A 21,647-nucleotide genomic window follows, 5' to 3' on the forward strand; every position below is an offset into this window, starting at 1 on the left:
TAGCGTCGCACGAGAACGGCGCCCGCCGCTGGCACCTGCGCCGCTGTCGCGACGCGCGCCCGCTACTGCGGTAGCGTCGCGCGAGAACGGCGCCCTCGCGCGGCCGCATGACACCATTCTTTCTTGACATGACACCACCATGGTGTCATGATGGTGACATGGAACTTGGACAGTACGTGAACGACCTGCAACGCCAGCTAGCGGATGTCGCGGAGAACGGCACTGAAAACACCCGTGCCGTCGCCGAGCGACTTGCCGCCGGACTGGATGCGGCGACGCGGCTCGTGCTCCTCGACGCCCTGTCGGCCGCGGTCGGCGAGATCACCCGCGACCTGGCACCCGGATCGGTCGACCTCCGGCTACGGGGACGCGAGATCGAGTTCGTGGTGACCCAGGCGAGCACCGAGCCGGAGAGCGACGAGCGGAACGTCGTATCCGTTGACCTCGACGACTCCAGCACCTCGCGCACGACCCTCCGCCTGCCAGACGTGCTCAAGGCACGGGTCGACGAGGCAGCGACGGCCGACGGGCTGTCCGTCAACACGTGGTTGGTACGCGCGGTCGCGGCCGCCCTCCAGCCCAAGGAACGCCGGGCCGCGCAGCGCACGCTGCGCACCGGCGACAACTTTGCGGGCTGGGCGCGCTAGCCGCTCACCCATCGCACCAACCAGCCCCGCGCCCGGCGAGGTTGTCCGAACGAGCCAGAAAGGCAGCGCCAGCATGCCCACTTTCACCACCCCAGCCCCCATCGAACTCGCCATCAACCTGCAGGTGGGTGGCATCGAGGTCGTCGCCGGCGACCGCGCCGATACTGTCGTCACCGTCTCGGCCACCAACCCGACGAAGGCGGTCGACCGCCGCGGCGCCGAGGACACCAGGGTCGACTTCGACGGCCGCCGGCTCACCGTCGTGGGTCCTAAGCCCCGCATGAGCTGGTTCGGCCCGACCGAGTCGGTTGACGTGAAGATCGAGCTGCCGGCCGCATCGCGCCTCACGGCCGAGATAGCGGTCGGTGCCGTGCGCACCGTCGGAACCCTGGGCGCCACGCGCATCAAATCTTCCATGGGCCCGGTGGATATCGACGCCACGGGCGATCTGTGGCTGCGTGCCGGGCACGGCAACGCGACGGTAGGCATCGCGGCGGGCGCGATCGAGATCACAGCCGACCACGGACAGATTCGGGTGGCAACCGTCACCGGCGACGCGATTCTCAAAGCTTCCCACGGGAGCATCATGGTCGGGGAGTGCAGCGGCGACCTCGACGCGAAACTCTCTTACGGCGACCTGGAGATCACGAAGGCGCTCGCCTCCGTCTCGGCAAAGACCGCCTACGGCAGCATTCAGCTGCGCGAGATTTCGGGCGGATCCGTGCAGGTCGAGAGCGGCTTCGGCCAGGTCGCCATTGGGGTCAAGCCCGGTGTGCCCGCCTGGCTCGACCTGGCGTCGAAAGACGGCCACGTGCGCAATGAGCTCGCGGGCGACAACGCCCCAGAGTCCTCCGAGCAGACCGTCGCCGTTCGAGCACGCACCCAGTACGGCAACATCAGCATCCAGCGCGCCCGTTGAATGAATGACCAGAAGAAGGGAAAGACACCCATGAATACACCAGCGATCGAAGTCCGCGGGCTGCACAAGTCCTACGGCACACACGTCGTACTCGACGGCATCGACCTCTCTGTCGCCTCGGGTACCGTCACCGCACTGCTCGGCCCCAATGGTGCCGGCAAGACGACGACAGTGCATGTCCTGGCCACGCTCCTGCGTCCCGACGCCGGAACCGCACTCGTGAACGGATGCGACGTGCTGCGCGACCCGGACGGCGTGCGCGCCGCGATCGGGTTGACCGGCCAATTCTCCGCGGTCGACACCCTGCTCACCGGAGAGGAGAACCTGCTGCTCATGGCCAGACTGCGCCATCTGGGATCGAAGCGATCGAAATCGCGCACGGTCGAGCTCCTCGAGGAGTTCGACCTGGTCGACGCCGCCCGCACGCCGCTTGCCACATACTCCGGCGGGATGCGGCGCCGCCTCGATCTCGCGATGACTCTCGTGTCGACTCCGAGCGTGATCTTCCTGGACGAGCCCACAACGGGACTCGACCCGCGCAGCCGCCACACCATGTGGAGTATTGTGCGCCGTCTCGTGGCGGAGGGCTCGACGGTGCTTCTCACCACCCAGAACCTCGAAGAAGCAGACCAGCTCGCGGGCCGCATCGCTGTGCTCGACGGCGGTCGTATCGTCGCCGAGGGCACTCCGGACGAGCTCAAGCGCCTCGTGCCCGGCGGACACGTCAGACTGCGATTCGCCACCGTCGTGGAGCTCGAAGCAGCCTCCCGCCTGCTCGTCGACTCTGCTCGTGACGACGCCGCCCTCGCCCTCACGGTGCCGAGCATCGGCGGGGTCGGCGCGCTGCGCAGGGTGCTGGACCGCCTCGATGAGGGCGGCCTCGAAGTCGACGACCTCACTATTCACACCCCTGACCTCGACGACGTCTTCTTCGCCCTGACAAGCAAGAAGGCCGAGCCCGGCCGGGTCGACGCGAAAGGAATGATCTCATGACCACCACCACCACGCTCACGCAACCGGCTCCGGGCAGCCATCGCCGCTCGCATGTCGTTGCCGACTCGATCACCATGCTGAACCGCAACCTGCTGCACATGGTGCGCTACCCGGGCCTGTCGCTGTTCACCATCCTCGGGCCGGTCGTATTTTTGCTGCTGTTCGTGTTCGTGTTCGGCGGCACGCTCGGGGCCGGCCTTCCCGGAGTCGATGCGGCGGGCGGGCGTGCCGCCTACCTCGCGTACGTCATACCAGGCATCCTGCTCGTGACCATCGCGGGCACGGGCGGCGGCACGGCCACGACCGTGGCAATGGACATGACTGAGGGCATCACGGCGAGGTTCCGCACGATGGCGATCTCGCGCGCTGCGGTGCTCGCCGGGCACGTACTGGGCAATACCATCCAGGCGATCATTGCCGTCGTGCTTGTGCTGGGTGTCGGTCTGCTCGTCGGGTTTCGGTCGACGGCGGGGCCGATGGAGTGGCTCGCTGCGTTCGGCCTGGTCGCCCTGATCGCGTTCGCGATCACGTGGCTCACGGTCGCAATGGGAATGCAGACGAAATCGGTCGAGACGGCGAGCAACCTGCCGCTCGTGCTCCTCCTGCTTCCGTTCATCGGCAGCGGATTTGTGCCGACGGAGTCCATGCCCGCAGGGCTGCAGTGGTTCGCAGAGTACCAGCCGTTCACACTCTTCATCGAGACCATCCGGGGGTTGCTGCTGGGGACCCCGCTCGGTTGGAACTCGGTGCTCGCCGTCGGCTGGTGCATCGTGATCGCCGTGGCCGGCTACGTCTGGTCGATCGTGATTTATGAGCGCAAGTCGGTGCGGTGACCCGACTCGCGGTCAGTCCCGGGAAACTAGGAGCACGCGGAAACCCTTGCTGATGGCCTCCCGGGACACGGCATACTCGTCGCTCAGTTCCCCCTCGAGCCAGCGCTGCAGCGAGTCGGACCCGAGGTTGCGCTGCACGACGAGCCAGGCATCCGCTTCGGACTCCAGACGAGGCAGCCACGTGGTCATCAGGTTGTGGAGTTCGTCCTTGCCCACGCGGATGGGCGGGTTCGACCAGATGGTGCGAAAGCGGATGTCGGCGGGCACGTCGGCAGGCTGCACCGCCCGGATGTTGGTCAGCCCGAGTGCGGCGGCGTTAGTGCGCACAAGGTCGAGGGCTCGTTCGTTCACGTCAACGGCCCACACTGTGGCGTCGGGGGAGGCCAGGGCGAGGTGCAGGCTTATCGGGCCCCAGCCACAGCCGAGGTCGAGGAAGTCACCGGTGGCAGGCGGGGCCGGCGCGTACTTGATGAGCACCTCGGTGCCCCCGTCGATATGTCCGGGGCTGAAAACGTTGTTCGCAGTCGTGACCTCCCGCTCGGCGCCGCCAAGTTCGACGGTGATAGTTCGCGTGCGCAGCTCGGTGCCGGGCGCGGGGGAGAAGTAGTGGTCGGATGACATAAGTGGAACCTATCCGAGTTCATTGAACTAGAGTTAAAAGAATGGTTGATCCAATCGTGCCCCATGATGAAGACGATGTTGTAGCCCGCGTGCTCGCAAGCGCGGAAACACGCGCCGCAGGCTACTCGCTGTTCCGCAGCGGAAGCGCCCAGGCGCTGCAGGCGGAATCCGCTTCCGGCGCTCCGGAGTACAACGAACACGATGGTGAACAGACCCAGCGTGAAGACCGCAACGCCCTGCGTCGCGTCGGCGGGCTCTCCACCGAACTGCAGGACGTCACCGAGGTCGAGTACCGGCAGCTACGTCTCGAAAACGTCGTGCTCGTGGGCGTCTACACGCACGGCACCGTCGACGATGCCGAAAACTCCATGCGCGAACTTGCCGCCCTCGCGGAAACCGCAGGTGCCACGGTGCTCGATGGCCTGCTTCAGCGCCGAGCGACGCCGGACCCCAGCACCTACCTCGGCAAGGGCAAGGCCCAGGAAGTGGCCGACATCGTGAAGGCGATGGGAGCCGACACCGTCATCGCCGACACCGAGCTCGCCCCCAGCCAGCGGCGCGCCCTCGAGGACGTCGTCAAGGTCAAGGTGATCGACCGCACCGCCGTGATCCTCGACATCTTCAGCCAGCACGCCACGAGCCGGGAGGGCAAGGCCCAGGTCGAACTCGCCCAGCTTGCGTACCTGCTTCCCCGCCTGCGCGGCTGGGGCGACTCGATGTCACGCCAGGCCGGTGGCCAGGTTGGTGGCGCCGGCGCCGGTATGGGCTCGCGCGGCCCCGGTGAGACGAAGATCGAACTCGACCGCCGCCGCATTCACACCCGCATGTCCCGGCTGCGCAAGCAGATGATCGAGATGAAGCCGGCCCGCGAGGCGAAGCGCGCGAACCGCAAACGCAACGCCGTGCCATCCGTTGCGATCGTGGGCTACACGAACGCGGGCAAGTCGAGTCTGCTGAACCGCATCACGCGGGCCGGCGTGCTCGTGGAGAACTCGCTTTTCGCCACTCTCGACGCCACCGTGCGCAAGTCCACGACCGAAGACGGTCGCCTGTACACGCTCACCGACACTGTCGGTTTCGTGCGCAACCTGCCCCACCAGCTCGTCGAGGCCTTCCGCTCGACCCTCGAGGAAGTCGCCGACGCCGACGTCATTGTGCACGTCGTCGACGGGTCCCACCCCGACCCGGTGGCACAGCTCTCCACCGTGCGCGACGTCATCTCGGAGGTCGGTGCCCGGCATATTCCCGAGCTCGTGGTGTTCAACAAGAGCGATCTGATTAGCGATGACGACAGGCTCGTGCTGCGCGGCCTCGAGCCGCAGGCCACGTTCGTGTCGGCACGCAGCGGTGAGGGCATCGAGACCGTGCTCGCGGCCATCTCAGCCCTGCTACCCACGCCGCAGATCGAGCTCGAGCTGCTCATTCCCTACGAGCGCGGTGACCTGATCGCCCTCCTGCACGACGAGGGCCGGGTCGTGTCCACCGAATACGTGGAAACCGGAACCCGGGTGAACGCCTTCGTGACGCCCGAAATCGAGCCGCAGTTCACGCCGTTCCTGAGCCTGCCGGCGGTCACCGCTTAGCCAGTTCCAGACCGTTCGATCGATGGTCGCCTTCCCATCGGGAGGGCGACTTCGTCGTTTCCGGGTGCGTGGCGACTTCTGGCGTCACACACTGGCGAGCATTCGCCTCCTGTTATAGGTTCTATCCAATCGTTGCCTTCGGATTTGTCCGCTCGGCATGGAGCGACAGCCGAGCCCGGCACCCGCCCGCGAGTTTCCGCCACGTTACTGTGGCGGTCCGCGGCCGCCCGGCCACACTGAACACCGCTTCTGCCGAATGAGGACCCCATGACCGTGACGCGAATCAGGAACACGAGCCCGACCCGCGTGCCGTTCTCGTTCGAGCTGTATCCGCCGAAAACGGATGCCGCGGCATCCGCTCTGCACACCACCATCGATCACCTGGCCGCGGCCGGCCCGGATTTCCTGTCCGTGACCTATGGTGCCAACGGGTCAAGCCGCGACTCATCGCTCGATGTGCTGCGCTATATCCTGGCGCACACCAACGTGGACCCCATGGCCCACCTCACGTGTGTGGGTTCCTCGCACGCCGAAGCCAGCGTGCTGATCCGTGAATTTCTCGACGCGGGCATCCGCAGCTTCTTGGCGCTCCGGGGCGATCCGCCGCAGGGCACGCAGGAGGGCGAGGCGTTCCTGGGCGATCTGCACAGCGCCGCCGAACTCGTTCAGCTCATCCACCGAGTGCAGGCCGAACGCGTGCCCTACCGCGAAACCGTGATCCCCGGTCTTCCCGGCGCGCGAAGTGTGAAGACGGAGCGCGAAAAGGTCCGCATTTCGGTGGCGGCCTTCCCGAACGGGCACCCCCGATCCCGGTCCGCAACCCAGGACATCGACACGCTTCTGGCCAAGCAGGCCGCCGGAGCGAACCTGGCGATCACCCAGTTGTTCTTCCACGCCGACGACTTCCTCTGCTTCAGCGAGCGCGCCCGATTGGCGGGCGTGGAATTCCCGATCCTGCCGGGCATCATGCCCGTCACGAGCCCGGGAAGGCTGCGTCGCATCCTCGAGCTTACCGGTGAGCCACTGCCCTCGGAGTTGGCCATCAGCCTCGAGGTCGAACCGACGGCGGAAGGCCAGCGTGAGATCGGCATTGAGCATGCCGCCGGTCTGGCCGCGGCCGTGCTGGCCGGCGGAGCCCCGGGTCTTCACCTGTACGCCTTCAACCAGCATGAAACCGTGCTCGAGGTGCTCCGTCGCTGCGGAGCACTCGCCACTGCAGTCCCAGAGCATCACCCCGCGCCCACCCACCCCGCCGCGCACGTCACGGCCCACAACGTCAGGGAATCAGCATGACCACCACCGCACAGTTTCCGTCCGCCACAATCCTGGGATATCCGCGCATCGGTCGCCGACGCGAGATGAAGAAGGCCGTGGAGGCCTTCTGGGGCGGCACGATCACGGCCGCGCAACTCGAAGCCGCCGCCGCCGCACTGCGCACCACCACGCGCGAGCGCCTCGCCGACCTTGGCCTCGGTCGCACCGACTCCGCCATCCCCGAGTCCTTCTCCTTCTACGACCAGGTCCTGGACGCCGCCGTGACCGTGGGTGCCGTCCCCACTCGGTTCGCGTCCCTTGTGGGCATCGACGGACGCATCGACCTCGCGGGCTATTTCACCCTCGCCCGCGGTGAGGGCGACAATCTGCCGCTGGAAATGACAAAGTGGTTCGATTCCAATTACCACTACCTCGTGCCCGAGATCGGACCGGAGACGGTGTTCTCCCTCGCCAGCGATCGCATCGTGCGGGAATTCAACGAGGCCAAGGCTGCGGGATACCTCACGCGGCCGGTCATCGTCGGACCCGTCACCTTCCTGCTGCTGAGCAAGCCGAGCGACGAGGCTCCCGCCGGATACCAACCGCTGTCCCGCCTCGATGACCTGCTGCCGGTGTATGCCGCGCTCCTCGACCGTCTCGCTGCTGCGGGCGCCGAGTGGGTGCAGCTCGATGAGCCGGGGCTTGTGAGCGAGAGTATCGACGTTCCCCGCGTGAAGACGCTCGAGGCCCTCGCCTGGAGCTACGCAGCCCTCGGCAGGTTGGCACGCCGACCCGCGATCTTCGTGGCTGCCCCCTACGGCAGCCTCGACGACGCGCTTCCCGTGCTGGCAGCGACCCGGGTGGACGCCATCGGCATCGACCTCGTGCGCGGAACGCTGCCGGAGCCGACGCCGGGCCTGGTCGACAAGGTGCTCGTGGCCGGAGTCATTGACGGCCATAACATCTGGCGCGGCGACCTCGCGGCGGCCCTCGACCGTGCGGTGGCGCTGAAGGAGCTGTCGCCGACGGTTTCCATCTCCACGTCCACGTCGCTGCTGCACGTTCCCCACGACGTCGCCCACGAATCGTCGCTCGGAGCCGAACTCACGAGCTGGCTCGCCTTCGCCGACCAGAAGGTCGGTCAGGTCTGCACCCTCGCGCGCGGCCTCTCCGCTGGCGCGGCCGCGGTGGAGCCCGAGCTCTCCGCAGCGGATGCCGCACTTACGGCCCGCAGCTCCGCCCCCGGCGTTCGGGACGATGCTGTTCGCGCTCGCGCCGCCGCTCTCCTCGACTCGGACTTCTTACGGGGCGACTACGCCACACGGCTGGCAGCCCAGGAGGTCGCACTGGGGTTGCCGCTCTTGCCTACGACGACGATCGGGTCCTTCCCGCAGACCGCGGACATCCGTCGCGCCCGCGCCAGATTTCTGACGGGCGTCCTGACCGAGGGCGCGTACCGAGAGCTCATGCAGGCCGAGATCGCGCGCGTGGTCGACCTGCAGGAGGAGATCGGACTCGACGTGCTCGTGCACGGGGAGCCCGAGCGCAACGACATGGTGCAGTACTTCGCGGAGAACCTCAACGGCTTCGCGGTCACCGAGAATGGCTGGGTGCAGTCCTACGGCAGCCGCTGCACACGACCCTCGATCCTCTGGGGCGACGTGTCGCGTCCGAAACCGATCACCGTGGAGTGGTCGGGCTACGCCCAGAGCCTCACGGCCAAGCCGGTCAAGGGAATGCTGACAGGTCCGGTCACGATTCTCGCCTGGTCCTTCGTGCGTGAGGATCAGCCGCTCGGAGAGACCGCCCGCCAGGTGGCGCTCGCGCTGCGCGACGAAATCAGCGACCTCGAGGCGGCGGGGATCGGTATCGTGCAGGTCGACGAGCCGGCCCTGCGTGAGCTCCTTCCCCTGAAGAAGAAGGACCACGCCCACTATCTGGACTGGTCGGTGGGGTCGTTCCGACTGGCGACCGCCGGAGTGGCCGACAGCACCCAGATCCACACCCACCTGTGCTACTCCGAGTTCGGCGTGGTGCTCGAGGCCATCGGGAACCTGGATGCCGACGTCACCAGCATCGAAGCCGCCAGGTCACGCATGGACGTGGTGCACGACATCGAAGCCGGCGGGTTCGACCACGGAATCGGCCCGGGTGTCTGGGACATCCATTCCCCGCGGGTGCCCGGCGTGACTGAGCTGACCGAGTTGCTCCACATCGCCGTGGGAGCCATCCCCGCTCGCCAGGTCTGGGTGAACCCGGACTGTGGTCTCAAGACCCGCGGCTACACGGAGACTGTGGAGTCCCTGCAGAACATGCTGGAGGCGACGCGAATCGTTCGCGAGCGCATCGACGCGTCCGTCACGGCCTGAGGATGCGCCAGGGGAGCCACCGCTATTTCCAGCGGCGGGCGGTTCCCCCGATGAACTGCGCGTAGCCCACGAGGGAGGCGACCGAGCAGAAGACCTGGTAGAAGAGGAGGAACGACAGATAGCCGCGCAGGTTCTTGCGCACGAACAGGCCGAGCGGCCCGAAGACGCGCAGACGTTGGTAGCGACGCAGGCCGCCGTAGATGATGAGCGTCGCGGGGATCACGGTCAGCGCCCAGATCGACACGATTGTCGGATCTCCGAGGAAGACGAAGATCAGCAGTCCGGGGAGCCAGATGAGGGCGTAGCCGATGTCGAGCAGCGGGATCAAGAGGTTGATGCCGGCGATCATTCCGGCCAATCGTCTCGTTTGGCGCCACGGCGGCACCGCGCGAAGGCCTTCGAGCATTCCCCGTGCCCAGCGTGAGCGCTGGCGCATGAAGTGCTTCACAGCGTCGGGGGCATCGGTGAACGCGACGGCGGTGGGTTCGAAGATCACCCGGTCGCCCTGTTCGAGGAGTTTCCACGTCATCACGATGTCCTCCCCGATGGCATCGGGCCACCCGCCGATCCCGCGCACGCTGTCGGCAAGGTAGACCGAGAAGGCGCCCTGAGCCACGAGGGTGGACTGGTACAGCCCCTGCATGCGCTTGACGCCAGCGATACCGAGGTAGTAATCCCACTCCTGCATGCGGGTGAGAAGGTTCGTGCGCGAATTGCGAACAAGGACCGTTCCGGCCACGGCCACCGTGTTCTGTGGCGCAGATTCGAGTCTGGAGATCAATCGACGCAGTGCGTCGCGGTGCAGCAGCGTGTCGGCGTCGACGGTGATGACGTATGTCGTGGTGACGTGCTCGAGAGCCGTGTTTAGAGCGTGGGACTTTCCGGGGCGTTCCTCCCTCACGATCAGAAGGTCCATGCCCATCTCAACCGCAGCGAGTTCGGCGAATCGGGCAGTGTCGTCCGTCGAGCCGTTGTCCGCAAGAATCACCGTCACGGGGCCCGCGTAGTCCGTGCGACCGATACAGCGCATGGTCTCCGCGATCCCGGTCATTTCGTTGCGGGCGGCCACGATGATCGTGAGCGGGCTGGTCGGATTCAGCACACGCAGGGGCGGCTGGCGATCGAGAATGAGAGACATGGCCATCAGAGCGACAACGTACCCGGGTAGATAGGCCACGAGGGACACGATTATCCACGCCACGGGCGCTCCGAATGACTCTGTCAGGTCTTTGATCCAGGGCTGAGACAACCACACGGCCACGCTTGTCCACAGGACTGCAAAGGTGACGGCGATCACGAACTTCGTGGTGACCGACAGATAGAACCGTTTATAGTGAGCAGGCCTGGCCGACTCGGCGTCGCTGGTGGCTGAACGGTCCGCTGTCGGACCACCCGCTGTCGGACCACCCGCTGTCGGACCATCCGCTGTCGGACTATTCGGTGAGGTTGTCTCCGTCATGCTTCCCCCGGGGTATGGTGCGATGTGCACGCCACGGTTCACGGACTACGCAAGCTCAGTGTTCAACGGCTAGTAGCGACCATACGTGACCTGAAAGCCAAACGAGCCAGTTCAATCCAAGAAAAGCCGAGATGTTAGCCGGATGTAACAAGTCCCCTTTCGTGGGTCAGTCGGAGCGATGCGAGTTGAACTCGCCTGTGGGGGGCTCAGACGGAACGGAGTACCGCCACAACCTTGCCGAGGATTTCAGCGAAGTCCCCGACGATCGGCTCGAAATTCGTGTTGCGGGGAAGTAGCCACGTGTGCCCGTCTCGCTGGCGGAAGACCTTCACGGTCGCCTCGCCGTCGAGCATTGCGGCCACGATTTCGCCGTTCTCCGCTGTTTTTTGCTGGCGAATGACCACCCAGTCACCGTCGCAGATTGCCGCGTCGATCATGGACTCACCGATGACTTTGAGCATGAACAGTTCGCCCTTGCCTACGAGCTGGCGGGGAAGGGGAAAGATCTCGTCGATCTGCTGCTCGGCCATGATGGGCACGCCGGCGGCAATCCGACCGACGAGGGGAACCATCGCCGCGTCGCCGACCTGTACCGGGCTGTGGAAGCTCTCTCCCTCGCGCGCTGCCGGGTCCTCGGCGGCACGGGGTACCTCGATGAGCACCTCAAGGGCGCGGGGACGATTCGGATCGCGGCGGAGGTAGCCGCTCAGCTCCAGTTGGTTGAGCTGGTGGGTCACGCTCGACAACGAGGCGAGACCGACCGCATCCCCGATCTCGCGCATGCTCGGCGGGTACCCGCGCTGGCTGACCGATCTCTGGATCACGTCGAGGATGGCGAGCTGTCGCTCGCTCAGGCTTTTGCGGCGTCTGGTGCCGCCCTTTTCGCGGGAACCGCTGGTGTCTGTCGTCACGTTGTCGCTCCTCGAGTCGGTCCCGATGCGGCCTGAAATCTCGGCCGTTGATCGGGAATGTCGGTGGTGTCTGGTGAAGTGTGAAATGAACATCTTCTCTATCGAAACTTTATCCAGTTTGAACGTCCTAGACAAACATCTATTCGATCATGTCGCGATCAATTTATGGAAAAAGTCTTGAAAAGGGTTGATTGTTCGAATATTCGAAGATACATTCGGAACATAGTTTCGTACCCGGCCCTCCCGGCCGAGGGGCGGGTACGGAACTGCACGACCAACACCTGGAGGTTCGACATGAGTGCAACTCTCACCACAACAAAGCTTCGACTGACTCGCCGCGGACGGGGCGTCATCATGGCGCTCGTGGCGGCGCCCGTCGTGGCCGCCGCTATAGTGTTGGCGCTCAATGGGGGCGGCGCGTTCGCCGCTGGTGCTGGCCCGGCAACCGGCCCGTTGCAGACGGAGCTCGTGTCGTTCACGTACGTCACTGTCGCTGCCGGGGAGTCGCTGTGGGACGTGGCCCAAAACATCGCACCGTCCAAGGACCCTCGCGATGTCATCGTCGAGATCATGAGTCTCAACCAGATGCCGGGCGACTCCGTGCAGCCGGGGCAGCGTCTGGCGCTGCCAACCGGCTACTAGTGCCGCGCTTCGGCTCTAGCATGGAAGAGTGACTCTTCTCAGCGATCTTCCCCTGCGCGACGACCTTCGTGGTCAGGTTCCCTACGGAGCCCCGCAACTTCACGTGCCCGTTGCGCTCAACGTGAACGAGAACACCCACCCGATTCCCGAGCCGGTAGCCGTGGATATCGTGCGTGCGCTTGCGCAGGCCGTGCAGACCGTGAACCGATATCCGGACCGGGAATTCACCGAACTCCGCGAACGGCTCGCCGGCTACCTCGGGCATGGCCTCACTGCGAATAATATATGGGCCGGCAACGGATCCAATGAGGTGCTTCAGCAGGTGTTGCAGGCTTTCGGGGGTCCGGGCCGGTCGCTGCTCGGGTTCGTACCCACGTATTCGATGTACTCTATACTCGCCTCCGGCACCGGAACCGAGTGGGTCGCGGGCGATCGAGACGCCGACTATCGGTTGTCGCCCGACACCGCCGTCGCGTGGGTCACCCGCACCAACCCCGACCTCGTCTTTCTGTGTTCTCCAAACAACCCCACCGGCACACCGCTGTCCCTCGACACGATTGCCGCCGTCTACGAGGCGAGTACCGGGATCGTCGTCGTCGATGAGGCCTATGCCGAGTTCGGCCCGGTTGGCACCCCGAGCGCCCTTAGCCTTCTCCCCGGGCGCGAGCGCCTGCTCGTGTCTCGCACCATGAGCAAGGCGTTCGCCTTTGCCGGGGCCCGCGTGGGATACCTCGCAGCGGACCCGGCCGTGACGGATGCGCTGCGCCTGGTGCGCCTGCCGTACCACCTGTCTGCCCTCACCCAGGCGGCCGCGAACGCCGCGCTCGCGCACACCGACGAGATGCTCGCGATGGTCGATGACATCCGCGGACAGCGCGACCGCCTGGTACAGGAGCTGACGCGACTCGGGTACGCCCCGCACGAGAGCGGCAGTAACTTCGTTCTCTTCGGTGGCGTCGCCGACCCGCACGCCACCTTTGAGGCGCTCCTCGCCGAGGGCATTCTCATCCGCGACATTGGAATCCCCGGTCACCTCCGGGTGACGGCCGGCACGCGAGCCGAGACCACCGCCTTCGTGGAGGCACTGGAACGGCTCGGTCGGGCGACCGGGGCTGAAGCCGAATAAACTAGGCACATGAGTTCTTCTTCACCTGCGGCCGCGCCGCGCGACGCCCACCTGCAGCGCGAGACCAGTGAATCGAGCATCGAGCTGTCGCTCAACCTCGACGGTACGGGGGTGAGCGACATCAATACGACTGTGCCGTTCTTCGATCACCTGCTCACGGCCTTCGCGAAGCACTCCCTGACGGACCTCGCCGTGAGGGCACACGGCGACACTGACATCGACGTTCACCACACGGTGGAAGACGTCGGTATTGTGCTCGGCCGGGCCATCAAACAGGCACTCGGCGACAAGTCGGGCATTGCCCGCTACGGAGATGCCCTCGTTCCCCTGGACGAAGCCCTTGCCCAGGCTGTCGTGGACGTTTCGGGTCGGCCCTACCTTGTGCACTCCGGCGAGCCTGCCGGTTTTGAGTTTCACCTCATCGGTGGACACTTCACCGGATCCATGGTGCGCCACGTCTTCGAGGCTATTGCTTTCAACGCCGGCCTCACCATGCACGTCACCGTGCTGGGCGGCCGAGACCCGCACCACATCGCGGAAGCGGAGTTCAAGGCCTTCGCTCGAGCCTTTCGGCTGGCCAAGGCGCTCGACCCGCTCGTGACCGGGATCCCCTCGACGAAGGGCGCTCTGTGACGCGCGTCGTCGTCTTGGACTACGGAACGGGCAACGTTCACTCGGCAGTGAAGGCCTTGGAGCTTGCCGGCGCCGACGTCACCCTCACGCACGATCGCGGGATCGCACTCGAAGCCCACGGCCTCGTCGTTCCCGGCGTCGGTGCTTTCAGCGCGGTCATGAGCGCTCTGAAGGGCGTGCGCGGCGATGAGATCGTCGACCGACGGCTGGCCGGTGGGCGGGCAGTGCTCGGAATCTGCGTCGGCATGCAGGTGCTCTTCGAGCGCGGCGTCGAGCGCGGCATCGACACTGAGGGACTCGGCGAATGGCCGGGAACTGTCACGGAGCTTCCGGCCGCAGTACTGCCCCACATGGGGTGGAACACCGTAGCCGCAGGCCCGGATTCAAGGTTGTTCAGCGGCATCGAAGACGAACGCTTCTATTTCGTGCACTCTTACGCCGCGCAGTCGTGGACGCTCGACGTGCAGCCGCCCTTTCCTCAGCCCTGCCTCACCTGGGCGGACCACGGGGCGCCGTTTCTGGCCGCCGTCGAGAATGGGCCGCTGTCGGCGACCCAATTCCATCCGGAGAAGTCCGGGGACGCGGGTATTCGCCTGCTCACGAATTGGCTCAGCACCCTTCACGAGTAAGTATTTATCACACCATCAGGCTCTGTCACACAATCAAGGAAAATCATGAGTGAGTTCAACACCACCCCCCGTCTCGTGCTTTTGCCGGCCGTCGACGTCGCCGACGGTAAGGCCGTACGTCTGACCCAGGGCCGCGCCGGTACCGAAACCAATTACGGCACGCCCGATGATGCGGCCGCCGACTGGGTGCGTCAGGGGGCGGAGTGGATTCACCTCGTCGACCTCGACGCAGCGTTCGGTCGCGGAAACAACACGAGCGTTATCAAGAAGGTCATTCGCCAGGTGAAGGGCGTCAATATCGAGTTGTCTGGCGGGATCCGTGACGACGAGTCGCTCGAAGCAGCCCTCAGCACGGGCGTCGAACGCATCAACCTCGGAACCGCAGCGCTCGAAAACCCCGAGTGGGCCGCGAGCGTCATCGCGCAGTACGGCGAGGCGGTGGCCGTGGGACTCGACGTGCGCGGCACCACCCTCGCTGCGCGCGGGTGGACCAAGGACGGAGGCGACCTGTGGCAGGTTCTCGGGCGTCTCGAAGCCGCCGGCTGCGCCCGCTATGTCGTGACCGACGTGACCAAGGACGGCACCCTGCAGGGGCCGAACATTGACTTGCTGCGTCAGATCCTGGACAAGACCCGCCGCCCGGTCATCGCCTCAGGTGGCGTGTCGAGCCTGGACGATCTCATTGCCCTACGCGAACTCGTGCCCCTGGGGCTGGAGGGCGCCATCGTCGGGAAGGCACTCTACGCCGGTGCGTTCACCCTCGCCGAGGCCCTGGATGTCTCGGGCTCGTAACCTCGGTTCCACCGGTCGACCCGACGGGCCAGGGCTGACGGATGCACGCGGTGGCGCGGATTCCGCGGGCCAGCCCTGGGCGGGGCGCACATTCGAACCCAACGACAGCGCCGACGACGACGGGCTCGCCCCCGAAGCGTTAACCGCAGCCCTGCGCAGTTTCCGCGCGCGCGAAATCGGTGAGGAAGGCGTCGTGGACGCTCTCCGCGCATCCAGGCTCCTTATTCCGCTGGTGACCGCGCTCGGTGAGGCCGGCGAGAACGAGTACGGCGTCACGATCGACAAGACGCAGGAGCTGTCGATCATTACGGTCGCCGGTCCCGACGGGCGCAACGTGCTCCCGGCTTTCACGTCCGCCGCGGCCATGAAGGTGTGGAACCCCGACGCACGCCCGGTTCCCGCCGATGCCGTTCGAGTGGCCCTCGCCGCCGCCCAGGAGAATACCGACCTCGTCGTGATCGACCCGACATCACCGACGGAGTACGTGATACGCCGCCCGGCTTTGTGGGCAATCGCCCAGTCGGCCCCGTGGACTCCCAGCTACGCGAGTGTGCCCGTGAGGACGGCGTTCGAGGCATCCGTTTCTTCGGAACTGTCGGTGCTGTCGGTGCAGTTGGTTGCCGGGGATCCCGCCGCCCGGATGAGCGGTCCGGAGCTTGTGGTGCGCCTCGAACTTGTCGTCGGGCTCACCCAGGTCGAGCTCGATGCCACGCTCGCTCGGCTGGCCTCTCGCTGGGCGGAGAATGATCTGATCGCGACGGGCGTGGATTCCCTGCGTGTACAGCTCGTCGCGTCCGCGTGACGGTGGGCGGAGCCAGAATAGAATCATGACGGTGCTGGATCGGTTTTCGCCCGCGACCCGGGCGTGGTTCGAAGAGGCTTTCGCGGCGCCCACCGCGGCGCAGCTGGGTGCCTGGCAGGCCATCTCCGGTGGGTCGCACGCGCTCGTGGTGGCGCCCACAGGCTCCGGTAAAACGCTCGCCGCCTTTCTGTGGGCCATCGACCGACTCGCGGCGCGCGGAACCACGCCGGCAGCATCGTCGACCGCGGCTCCGTCCACTCGAGTGCTGTACATCTCGCCGTTGAAGGCGCTCGGCGTCGACGTTGAGCGCAACCTCCGCGCCCCGCTGGTGGGAATCACACGGGCGGCTGAACGACTCGGGCTACCCGCCCCGCAGGTGACGGTGGGCGTTCGATCGGGCGACACCCCGGCATCGGAGCGCCGGAGCCTCGTGAAATCGCCGCCCGATATCCTCATCACCACCCCAGAGTCCCTGTTCCTGCTGCTCACCTCCGCGGCGCGGGAGTCCCTGCGCGGAGTCCACACCGTGATCATCGACGAGGTACACGCCGTGGCGGCGAGCAAGCGAGGCGCACACCTCGCCGTGTCACTCGAACGGCTTGACGCTCTGCTGGCTAAGCCGGCCCAGCGCATCGGCCTCTCCGCCACGGTGCGCCCGCACACCGAGGTGGCTCGATTCCTCGGCGGAAGCGCCCCCGTGCAGATCGTAGCGCCCACGTCGCCGAAGAGGTTCGACCTGCGCGTCGTCGTGCCGGTCGACGACATGAGCCAGTTGGGGCCGGTGGCCCCGCGCGAAGGATCGACTTCGGCAGCCGCGCCGCAGACCGGGTCGATCTGGCCGCATGTCGAGGAGGCCATCGTCGACGAGGTGCTCGCGCATTCCTCGTCGATAGTGTTCGCCAACTCCCGGCGCCTGACCGAGCGCCTCACCGCACGGTTCAACGAGATCTACACGGAGCGGCTGGCCGAAGCGGATGCCGCGGCGGGCGTCGCCGACGCGCCCGCGGCATCCGCTGCCCGCACGCGGCCACCCGCCGAACTGCTCGGGGCGAGCGGCCAGACCGTCGGCGCCGAGGCCGTGCTCGCGCGTGCGCATCACGGCTCGGTGAGCAAGGAGCAGCGGGCCCTCATCGAAGACGACCTGAAGTCCGGACGGCTGCGCTGCGTCGTGGCCACCTCCACCCTCGAGCTCGGCATCGACATGGGAGCCGTCGACCTCGTGGTGCAAGTGGAGTCGCCCCCGTCCGTCGCCAGCGCGCTGCAGCGCGTGGGGCGGGCCGGGCACCAGGTGGGGGAGGTGTCCCGAGGGGTGATCTACCCTAAGCACAGGGCCGACCTGATCCACGCCGCCGTCACGGCCGAGCGCATGCTCACGGGCCAGATCGAATCACTGCGGGTGCCCACCAACCCCCTCGACATCCTCGCCCAGCAGACCGTGGCGGCCGTGGCCCTCGACGAGATCGACGTGGAGGACTGGTTTGACACCGTGCGGCGCAGCGCGCCCTTCGCGAGCCTGCCGCGTTCCGCGTACGAAGCGACCCTCGATCTGCTCGCCGGGCGGTATCCCTCAGACCAGTTCGCCGAGCTGCGCCCGCGCATCATCTGGGACCGGGTCGCCGGCAACCTCACGGGTCGTCCCGGCGCGCAAAGGCTCGCCGTGACGAGCGGCGGCACCATCCCCGACCGCGGGCTCTTCGGGGTCTTCATGGTGGGCGGCGACGCCGTGGGCGGCAAGCGGGTGGGCGAACTCGACGAGGAGATGGTCTACGAATCCAGGGTCGGCGATGTCTTCGCCCTCGGCACCACGAGTTGGCGAATCCAAGAGATCACCCACGACCGCGTGCTCGTACTGCCGGCCTTCGGCGAACCGGGCCGCCTGCCGTTCTGGAAAGGCGACGGTCAGGGTCGGCCCGCCGAACTCGGCGAAGCCATCGGCCTGTTCGTGCGTGAGGTGTCGGCCCTCCCTGACGACGCCGCTCGCGTGCGGTGTGCCGCGGCAGGCCTCGGCGAGCGGGCGATCACGAACCTGCTGAACTTCCTGAGCGAGCAACGGGCCGCCACCCGTCACCTACCCACCGACCGTACTCTCGTCGTCGAGAGGTTCGTGGACGAGCTGGGGGATTGGCGCGTCATCCTGCATTCCCCATACGGCATGCAGGTGCATGCGCCGTGGGCTCTCGCGGTAGGCGCGCGGGTGCGTGAGCTCTTCGGCCTCGACGGCAATTGCGTGGCGAGCGATGACGGCATCGTCGTGCGTATCCCCGACACGGGCGCAGAGCCGCCCGGCGCGGAGTTGTTCGTCTTTGACCCCGACGAGCTCGAGCAGATCGTCACGGAGCAGGTGGGCGGTTCCGCCCTCTTCGCCTCCCGTTTTCGCGAGTGCGCCGCCCGGGCGCTGCTCCTGCCACGCTATCATCCGGGCTCGCGGTCGCCGCTCTGGCAGCAACGGCAGAAGGCCGCACAGCTGCTCGACGTGGCCCGCGAGTACCCCACGTTTCCGATCATCCTCGAGACCGTGCGCGAGTGCTTGCAAGACGTCTATGATCTGCCGGCGTTGGCCAATCTGGCGAAGCAGATCGAATCCAGGTCGATTCGCCTGATGGACGTGCAGACGGATGCCGCGAGCCCGTTCGCGAGCACCCTGCTGTTCGGCTACGTGGCGGCCTTCATGTACGAGGGCGACACGCCCCTCGCCGAGCGGCGCGCCACGGCCCTGTCGATCGACTCGAGCCTGCTCGCGGAGCTGCTCGGCAGGGTCGAGCTGCGCGAACTCCTCGACCCCGTAGTGATCGACGCGACCGACCAGGAGCTGCAACGCCTCGCCCCCGACAGGCGGGCGAGGGGCCTCGAGGGCGTGTTCGACCTGCTGCGGGGGCTCGGCCCGCTCACGCTCGAGGAATTCGGTCCCCGGCTGTCGGAGGGAGTCGAGGCCGACTGGACGGCGCACCTCGGGGCCCTCGTCGAGGCGAAACGCATCGTGCGCACGAGCTTCGCCGGCAGCGAATGGTGGGCGGTGATCGAAGACGCGAGTCGGTTGCGCGACGCGCTCGGCGTTCCCCTGCCGCTCGGCATCCCGAGGGTCTTCAGCGAGTCAGTCGCCGACCCGCTCGGCGACCTCGTGAGCCGCTACGCCCGAACCCACGGACCGTTCACGACCGAGGCCGCGGCTGAACGGTTCGGGCTGGGTACCGCCGTCATGCAGCAGGTGCTCCGGCGCCTCGCCGATTCTCGGCGCATCGTGGAGGGCGAATTCCGCCCGAACGGCACGGGCAGCGAGTGGTGCGACTCCGATGTGCTGCGGCGCCTGCGCCGCCGCTCGCTCGCGGCCCTGCGTCACGAGGTCGAGCCCGTCGACCAGGTCACTATGGCGCGCTTCCTGCCCGAATGGCAGCACGTGGGCGGCCGCCTGCGCGGCGTCGACGGCGTCGCCGCGGTGATCGAGCAGCTCGAGGGAGCCCGAATCCCCGCCTCGGCATGGGAATCGCTCGTGCTGCCGGCCCGGATCGACGGCTACCTGCCCGGCATGCTCGACGAGCTCACGAACGCCGGGGAGGTGCTCTGGGCGGGGGCCGGGTCCCTCGCTGGGAACGACGGCTGGATCAGCCTGCACCTCGCCGAAACGGCGCCGCTCACCCTTCCGCCGCCGCTCGACCGTGACCTCACCCCGTTGCAGCAGGAGGTGCTCGCGACCCTCGGGGGTGGCGGCGGCTATTTCTTCCGCCAGCTCTCCGACGCCGTGGGCAGCAGCGCGGTCGGCAACATCATCGACGCCGACCTGGTCGAGGCGCTGTGGGACCTGGTCTGGGCAGGGCTGATCAGCAACGACACCTTCGCTCCCATGCGGTCCCGCCTGAACGGCGGCCGAACCGCCCACAAACCCAGCCGTTCAGCGCCGCGCGCCCGCATGCACCGGGGCGGATCGGTGCCGCGCTCCGCCCTGCCCACCCGGGGCGGCCCGCCCACGGTGTCGGGACGATGGTCGATCCTGCCGCTCGCCGACACCGCGGCCACTCGCCGCGCACACGCCCTCGGCGAGACGCTGCTCGAACGCTACGGCGTCGTCACCCGCGGCGCCGTGCAGGCCGAGGGAGTGGTCGGCGGCTTTGCCCTGGTCTATCGCACGCTCAGCGGGTTCGAAGAGACCGGGCGGTGCCGGCGCGGCTACTTCGTCGACGGTTTGGGCGCCGCCCAGTTCGCCGGCGGGGGCACCATCGACAGACTGCGCTCCTTCGCGGCGGCGTCCGAGGGGGCCGGGCAGCGGCATCCGCTCGCCCTCACTCTCGCCGCCACCGACCCGGCCAACCCTTACGGGGCCGTGCTGCCCTGGCCGCCGCTCGCCGAGGGCACCGGGCACCGCCCGGGTCGAAAATCCGGCGCCGTGGTGGTGCTCGTGAACGGCGTGCTCGTGCTCTACATCGAGCGCGGCGGCAAAACTGTGCTGTCCTACTCAACGGATGACGTGCCGCTGGCGGCCGCGACGGCGAGCCTTGCGGCGGTGGTGAAGGCCGGACGGATCGACAAGGTCGCCGTGGAGACCGTCAACGGCGCCTTCGTGATCGGAACCGTCGTCGGCGATCAGCTGCAGGCCGCGGGATTCACCCTCACGCCCAAGGGACTTCGGCTCAGTGCCTGAGGGTGACACCGTCTACCGGGAGGCCCACGCCCTCGACGCCGCCTTGCGGGGCGGCCTGCTCACCCGCTGTGACATCCGGGTACCGGCGTTCGCCACGGTCGACCTCACGGGGGAGACCGTGCACGGGGTCGCCAGTCGAGGCAAGCATCTGCTGATCCGCACCGACGGCGTGAGCGTGCACTCGCACCTGAAGATGGAGGGCTCCTGGCACCTGTACCGGCACGGCACGCGGTGGCAGCGGCCTGAGTTTCAGGCCCGCATCGTGCTGGAAACTCTCGACTGGGTTGCCGTGGGGTTTGAGCTCGGCGTGCTCGAGCTGATGCCGCGCGCGGCCGAGGGCGCCGAGCTCGCCTATCTGGGCCCGGACCTGCTCGGCGCCGACTGGAATGCCGTCGAGGCGGGGCGTCGTTTGGAGTCCCGGCCCGACGTACCCGTCGCAGTTGCCCTCGCGGACCAGCGTAACCTCGCCGGCCTCGGCAACGTCTACGTGAACGAACTGTGCTTCCTGCGCGGTCTCCTCCCGACCAGGCCGATCGGCGAGGTCTCGGATGTGTCCGGGCTCGTGTCGCTGGCGCATCGGCTGATCACTGCGAACCGGGACCGGGCCGAACGCACGACGACGGGCAACACACGGCGGGGCGCCCGGCTCTGGGTCTACTCCCGCGCCGCCCAGCCGTGCCGCCGCTGCGGCACCCGCATCGCCCGGTCGACGATCGGCCGCAGCGAACTCGAGCTGCGCGACACCTACTGGTGTCCCCGCTGCCAGACCTGAGTTGGCAGAGCGCGGGGCGGCACCCACGG

The 21,647-nt window shown here is 67.2% G+C and carries 18 protein-coding genes; 15 read left to right on the forward strand and 3 right to left on the reverse strand.

What is annotated here, in order from left to right; genetic code table 11:
* The first annotated feature begins 158 nt into the window (after nt 1-158).
* From BJ997_RS04485 to BJ997_RS04500, 4 genes are all read left to right on the forward strand, one after another.
* Complete coding sequence (locus tag BJ997_RS04485) at nt 159-647, forward strand: hypothetical protein (protein WP_035835901.1); 489 nt, start codon at nt 159-161, stop codon at nt 645-647.
* Nucleotides 648-720: 73 nt separating this feature from the next.
* A complete protein-coding gene (locus tag BJ997_RS04490) occupies nt 721-1,566 on the forward strand; it encodes a DUF4097 family beta strand repeat-containing protein (RefSeq protein ID WP_035835900.1) in 846 nt (281 codons plus the stop codon).
* 30 nt (nt 1,567-1,596) lie between these two features.
* Entirely contained in the window at nt 1,597-2,559 is a 963-nt protein-coding gene (locus tag BJ997_RS04495) for a daunorubicin resistance protein DrrA family ABC transporter ATP-binding protein (protein ID WP_035835914.1), read from the forward strand.
* A complete protein-coding gene (locus BJ997_RS04500) occupies nt 2,556-3,392 on the forward strand; it encodes an ABC transporter permease (protein ID WP_035835899.1) in 837 nt (278 codons plus the stop codon). The genes BJ997_RS04495 and BJ997_RS04500 overlap by 4 nt, the downstream gene beginning before the upstream one ends.
* A gap of 12 nt (nt 3,393-3,404) precedes the next feature.
* Here the strand turns inward: BJ997_RS04500 and BJ997_RS04505 are convergent, their stop codons facing one another.
* On the reverse strand, nt 3,405-4,013 hold the full coding sequence (locus BJ997_RS04505) for a class I SAM-dependent methyltransferase (protein WP_035835898.1): 609 nt from the start codon (nt 4,011-4,013) through the stop codon (nt 3,405-3,407).
* Between the two features lie 41 nt (nt 4,014-4,054).
* Between BJ997_RS04505 and hflX the strand changes: the two genes are divergently transcribed.
* From hflX to metE, 3 genes are all read left to right on the forward strand, one after another.
* Entirely contained in the window at nt 4,055-5,596 is a 1,542-nt protein-coding gene (gene hflX, locus BJ997_RS04510) for a GTPase HflX (protein ID WP_035835897.1), read from the forward strand.
* Nucleotides 5,597-5,863: 267 nt separating this feature from the next.
* Nucleotides 5,864-6,889: a methylenetetrahydrofolate reductase gene (locus BJ997_RS04515; RefSeq protein WP_084141117.1), complete on the forward strand. Its 1,026-nt coding sequence runs from the start codon at nt 5,864-5,866 to the stop codon at nt 6,887-6,889.
* Entirely contained in the window at nt 6,886-9,219 is a 2,334-nt protein-coding gene (metE, locus tag BJ997_RS04520; protein ID WP_152602114.1) for a 5-methyltetrahydropteroyltriglutamate--homocysteine S-methyltransferase, read from the forward strand. The genes BJ997_RS04515 and metE overlap by 4 nt, the downstream gene beginning before the upstream one ends.
* 22 nt (nt 9,220-9,241) lie before the next feature.
* Here the strand turns inward: metE and BJ997_RS04525 are convergent, their stop codons facing one another.
* Together BJ997_RS04525 and lexA are read right to left on the reverse strand one after the other, a co-directional pair.
* The gene (locus BJ997_RS04525; RefSeq protein WP_084141116.1) at nt 9,242-10,678 is read right to left on the reverse strand and encodes a glycosyltransferase family 2 protein; all 1,437 of its coding nucleotides are present in this window, start codon (nt 10,676-10,678) and stop codon (nt 9,242-9,244) included.
* Nucleotides 10,679-10,884: 206 nt separating this feature from the next.
* Nucleotides 10,885-11,589, reverse strand: coding sequence for a transcriptional repressor LexA (gene lexA, locus BJ997_RS04530; RefSeq protein WP_035835911.1), 705 nt, complete (start codon nt 11,587-11,589; stop codon nt 10,885-10,887).
* A gap of 294 nt (nt 11,590-11,883) precedes the next feature.
* On the opposite strand from lexA, the gene BJ997_RS04535 reads away from it, so the two are divergent.
* From BJ997_RS04535 to BJ997_RS04570, 8 genes are read left to right on the forward strand one after another with little or no spacing between them, the layout of a single operon-like run.
* Nucleotides 11,884-12,231, forward strand: coding sequence for a LysM peptidoglycan-binding domain-containing protein (locus BJ997_RS04535; RefSeq protein ID WP_035835895.1), 348 nt, complete (start codon nt 11,884-11,886; stop codon nt 12,229-12,231).
* Between the two features lie 28 nt (nt 12,232-12,259).
* Nucleotides 12,260-13,357, forward strand: a complete 1,098-nt coding sequence (locus BJ997_RS04540; protein WP_035835894.1) for a histidinol-phosphate transaminase — start codon at nt 12,260-12,262, stop codon at nt 13,355-13,357.
* Nucleotides 13,358-13,366: 9 nt separating this feature from the next.
* A complete protein-coding gene (gene hisB, locus BJ997_RS04545) occupies nt 13,367-13,990 on the forward strand; it encodes an imidazoleglycerol-phosphate dehydratase HisB (RefSeq protein ID WP_035835893.1) in 624 nt (207 codons plus the stop codon).
* Nucleotides 13,987-14,619: an imidazole glycerol phosphate synthase subunit HisH gene (gene hisH / locus BJ997_RS04550; RefSeq protein WP_035835891.1), complete on the forward strand. Its 633-nt coding sequence runs from the start codon at nt 13,987-13,989 to the stop codon at nt 14,617-14,619. Before hisB ends, hisH begins: the two co-directional genes overlap by 4 nt.
* A 45-nt stretch (nt 14,620-14,664) precedes the next feature.
* A complete protein-coding gene (gene priA, locus BJ997_RS04555) occupies nt 14,665-15,411 on the forward strand; it encodes a bifunctional 1-(5-phosphoribosyl)-5-((5-phosphoribosylamino)methylideneamino)imidazole-4-carboxamide isomerase/phosphoribosylanthranilate isomerase PriA (protein ID WP_035835890.1) in 747 nt (248 codons plus the stop codon).
* Nucleotides 15,395-16,213, forward strand: a complete 819-nt coding sequence (locus BJ997_RS04560; protein WP_084141113.1) for an SseB family protein — start codon at nt 15,395-15,397, stop codon at nt 16,211-16,213. The genes priA and BJ997_RS04560 overlap by 17 nt, the downstream gene beginning before the upstream one ends.
* Before the next feature lie 25 nt (nt 16,214-16,238).
* Entirely contained in the window at nt 16,239-20,846 is a 4,608-nt protein-coding gene (locus BJ997_RS04565) for an ATP-dependent helicase (RefSeq protein ID WP_221243925.1), read from the forward strand.
* Nucleotides 20,839-21,618, forward strand: coding sequence for a DNA-formamidopyrimidine glycosylase family protein (locus BJ997_RS04570; protein ID WP_035835889.1), 780 nt, complete (start codon nt 20,839-20,841; stop codon nt 21,616-21,618). The genes BJ997_RS04565 and BJ997_RS04570 overlap by 8 nt, the downstream gene beginning before the upstream one ends.
* Nucleotides 21,619-21,647 lie beyond the last annotated feature (29 nt).

The sequence above is a fragment of the Cryobacterium roopkundense genome, assembly GCF_014200405.1.
Lineage (GTDB): Bacteria > Actinomycetota > Actinomycetes > Actinomycetales > Microbacteriaceae > Cryobacterium > Cryobacterium roopkundense.

Bases quoted from the DNA above. Each gene is read 5' to 3' on its own strand.
- priA (WP_035835890.1), top strand. From the start codon at position 14,665: ATGAGTGAGTTCAACACCACCCCCCGTCTCGTGCTTTTGCCGGCCGTC.
- BJ997_RS04485 (WP_035835901.1), top strand. From the start codon at position 159: ATGGAACTTGGACAGTACGTGAACGACCTGCAACGCCAGCTAGCGGAT.
- BJ997_RS04505 (WP_035835898.1), bottom strand. From the start codon at position 4,013: ATGTCATCCGACCACTACTTCTCCCCCGCGCCCGGCACCGAGCTGCGC.
- BJ997_RS04495 (WP_035835914.1), top strand. From the start codon at position 1,597: ATGAATACACCAGCGATCGAAGTCCGCGGGCTGCACAAGTCCTACGGC.
- hflX (WP_035835897.1), top strand. From the start codon at position 4,055: ATGGTTGATCCAATCGTGCCCCATGATGAAGACGATGTTGTAGCCCGC.
- metE (WP_152602114.1), top strand. From the start codon at position 6,886: ATGACCACCACCGCACAGTTTCCGTCCGCCACAATCCTGGGATATCCG.
- BJ997_RS04565 (WP_221243925.1), top strand. From the start codon at position 16,239: ATGACGGTGCTGGATCGGTTTTCGCCCGCGACCCGGGCGTGGTTCGAA.
- BJ997_RS04515 (WP_084141117.1), top strand. From the start codon at position 5,864: ATGACCGTGACGCGAATCAGGAACACGAGCCCGACCCGCGTGCCGTTC.
- BJ997_RS04535 (WP_035835895.1), top strand. From the start codon at position 11,884: ATGAGTGCAACTCTCACCACAACAAAGCTTCGACTGACTCGCCGCGGA.
- hisB (WP_035835893.1), top strand. From the start codon at position 13,367: ATGAGTTCTTCTTCACCTGCGGCCGCGCCGCGCGACGCCCACCTGCAG.
- BJ997_RS04500 (WP_035835899.1), top strand. From the start codon at position 2,556: ATGACCACCACCACCACGCTCACGCAACCGGCTCCGGGCAGCCATCGC.
- BJ997_RS04560 (WP_084141113.1), top strand. From the start codon at position 15,395: ATGTCTCGGGCTCGTAACCTCGGTTCCACCGGTCGACCCGACGGGCCA.
- BJ997_RS04525 (WP_084141116.1), bottom strand. From the start codon at position 10,678: ATGACGGAGACAACCTCACCGAATAGTCCGACAGCGGATGGTCCGACA.
- BJ997_RS04490 (WP_035835900.1), top strand. From the start codon at position 721: ATGCCCACTTTCACCACCCCAGCCCCCATCGAACTCGCCATCAACCTG.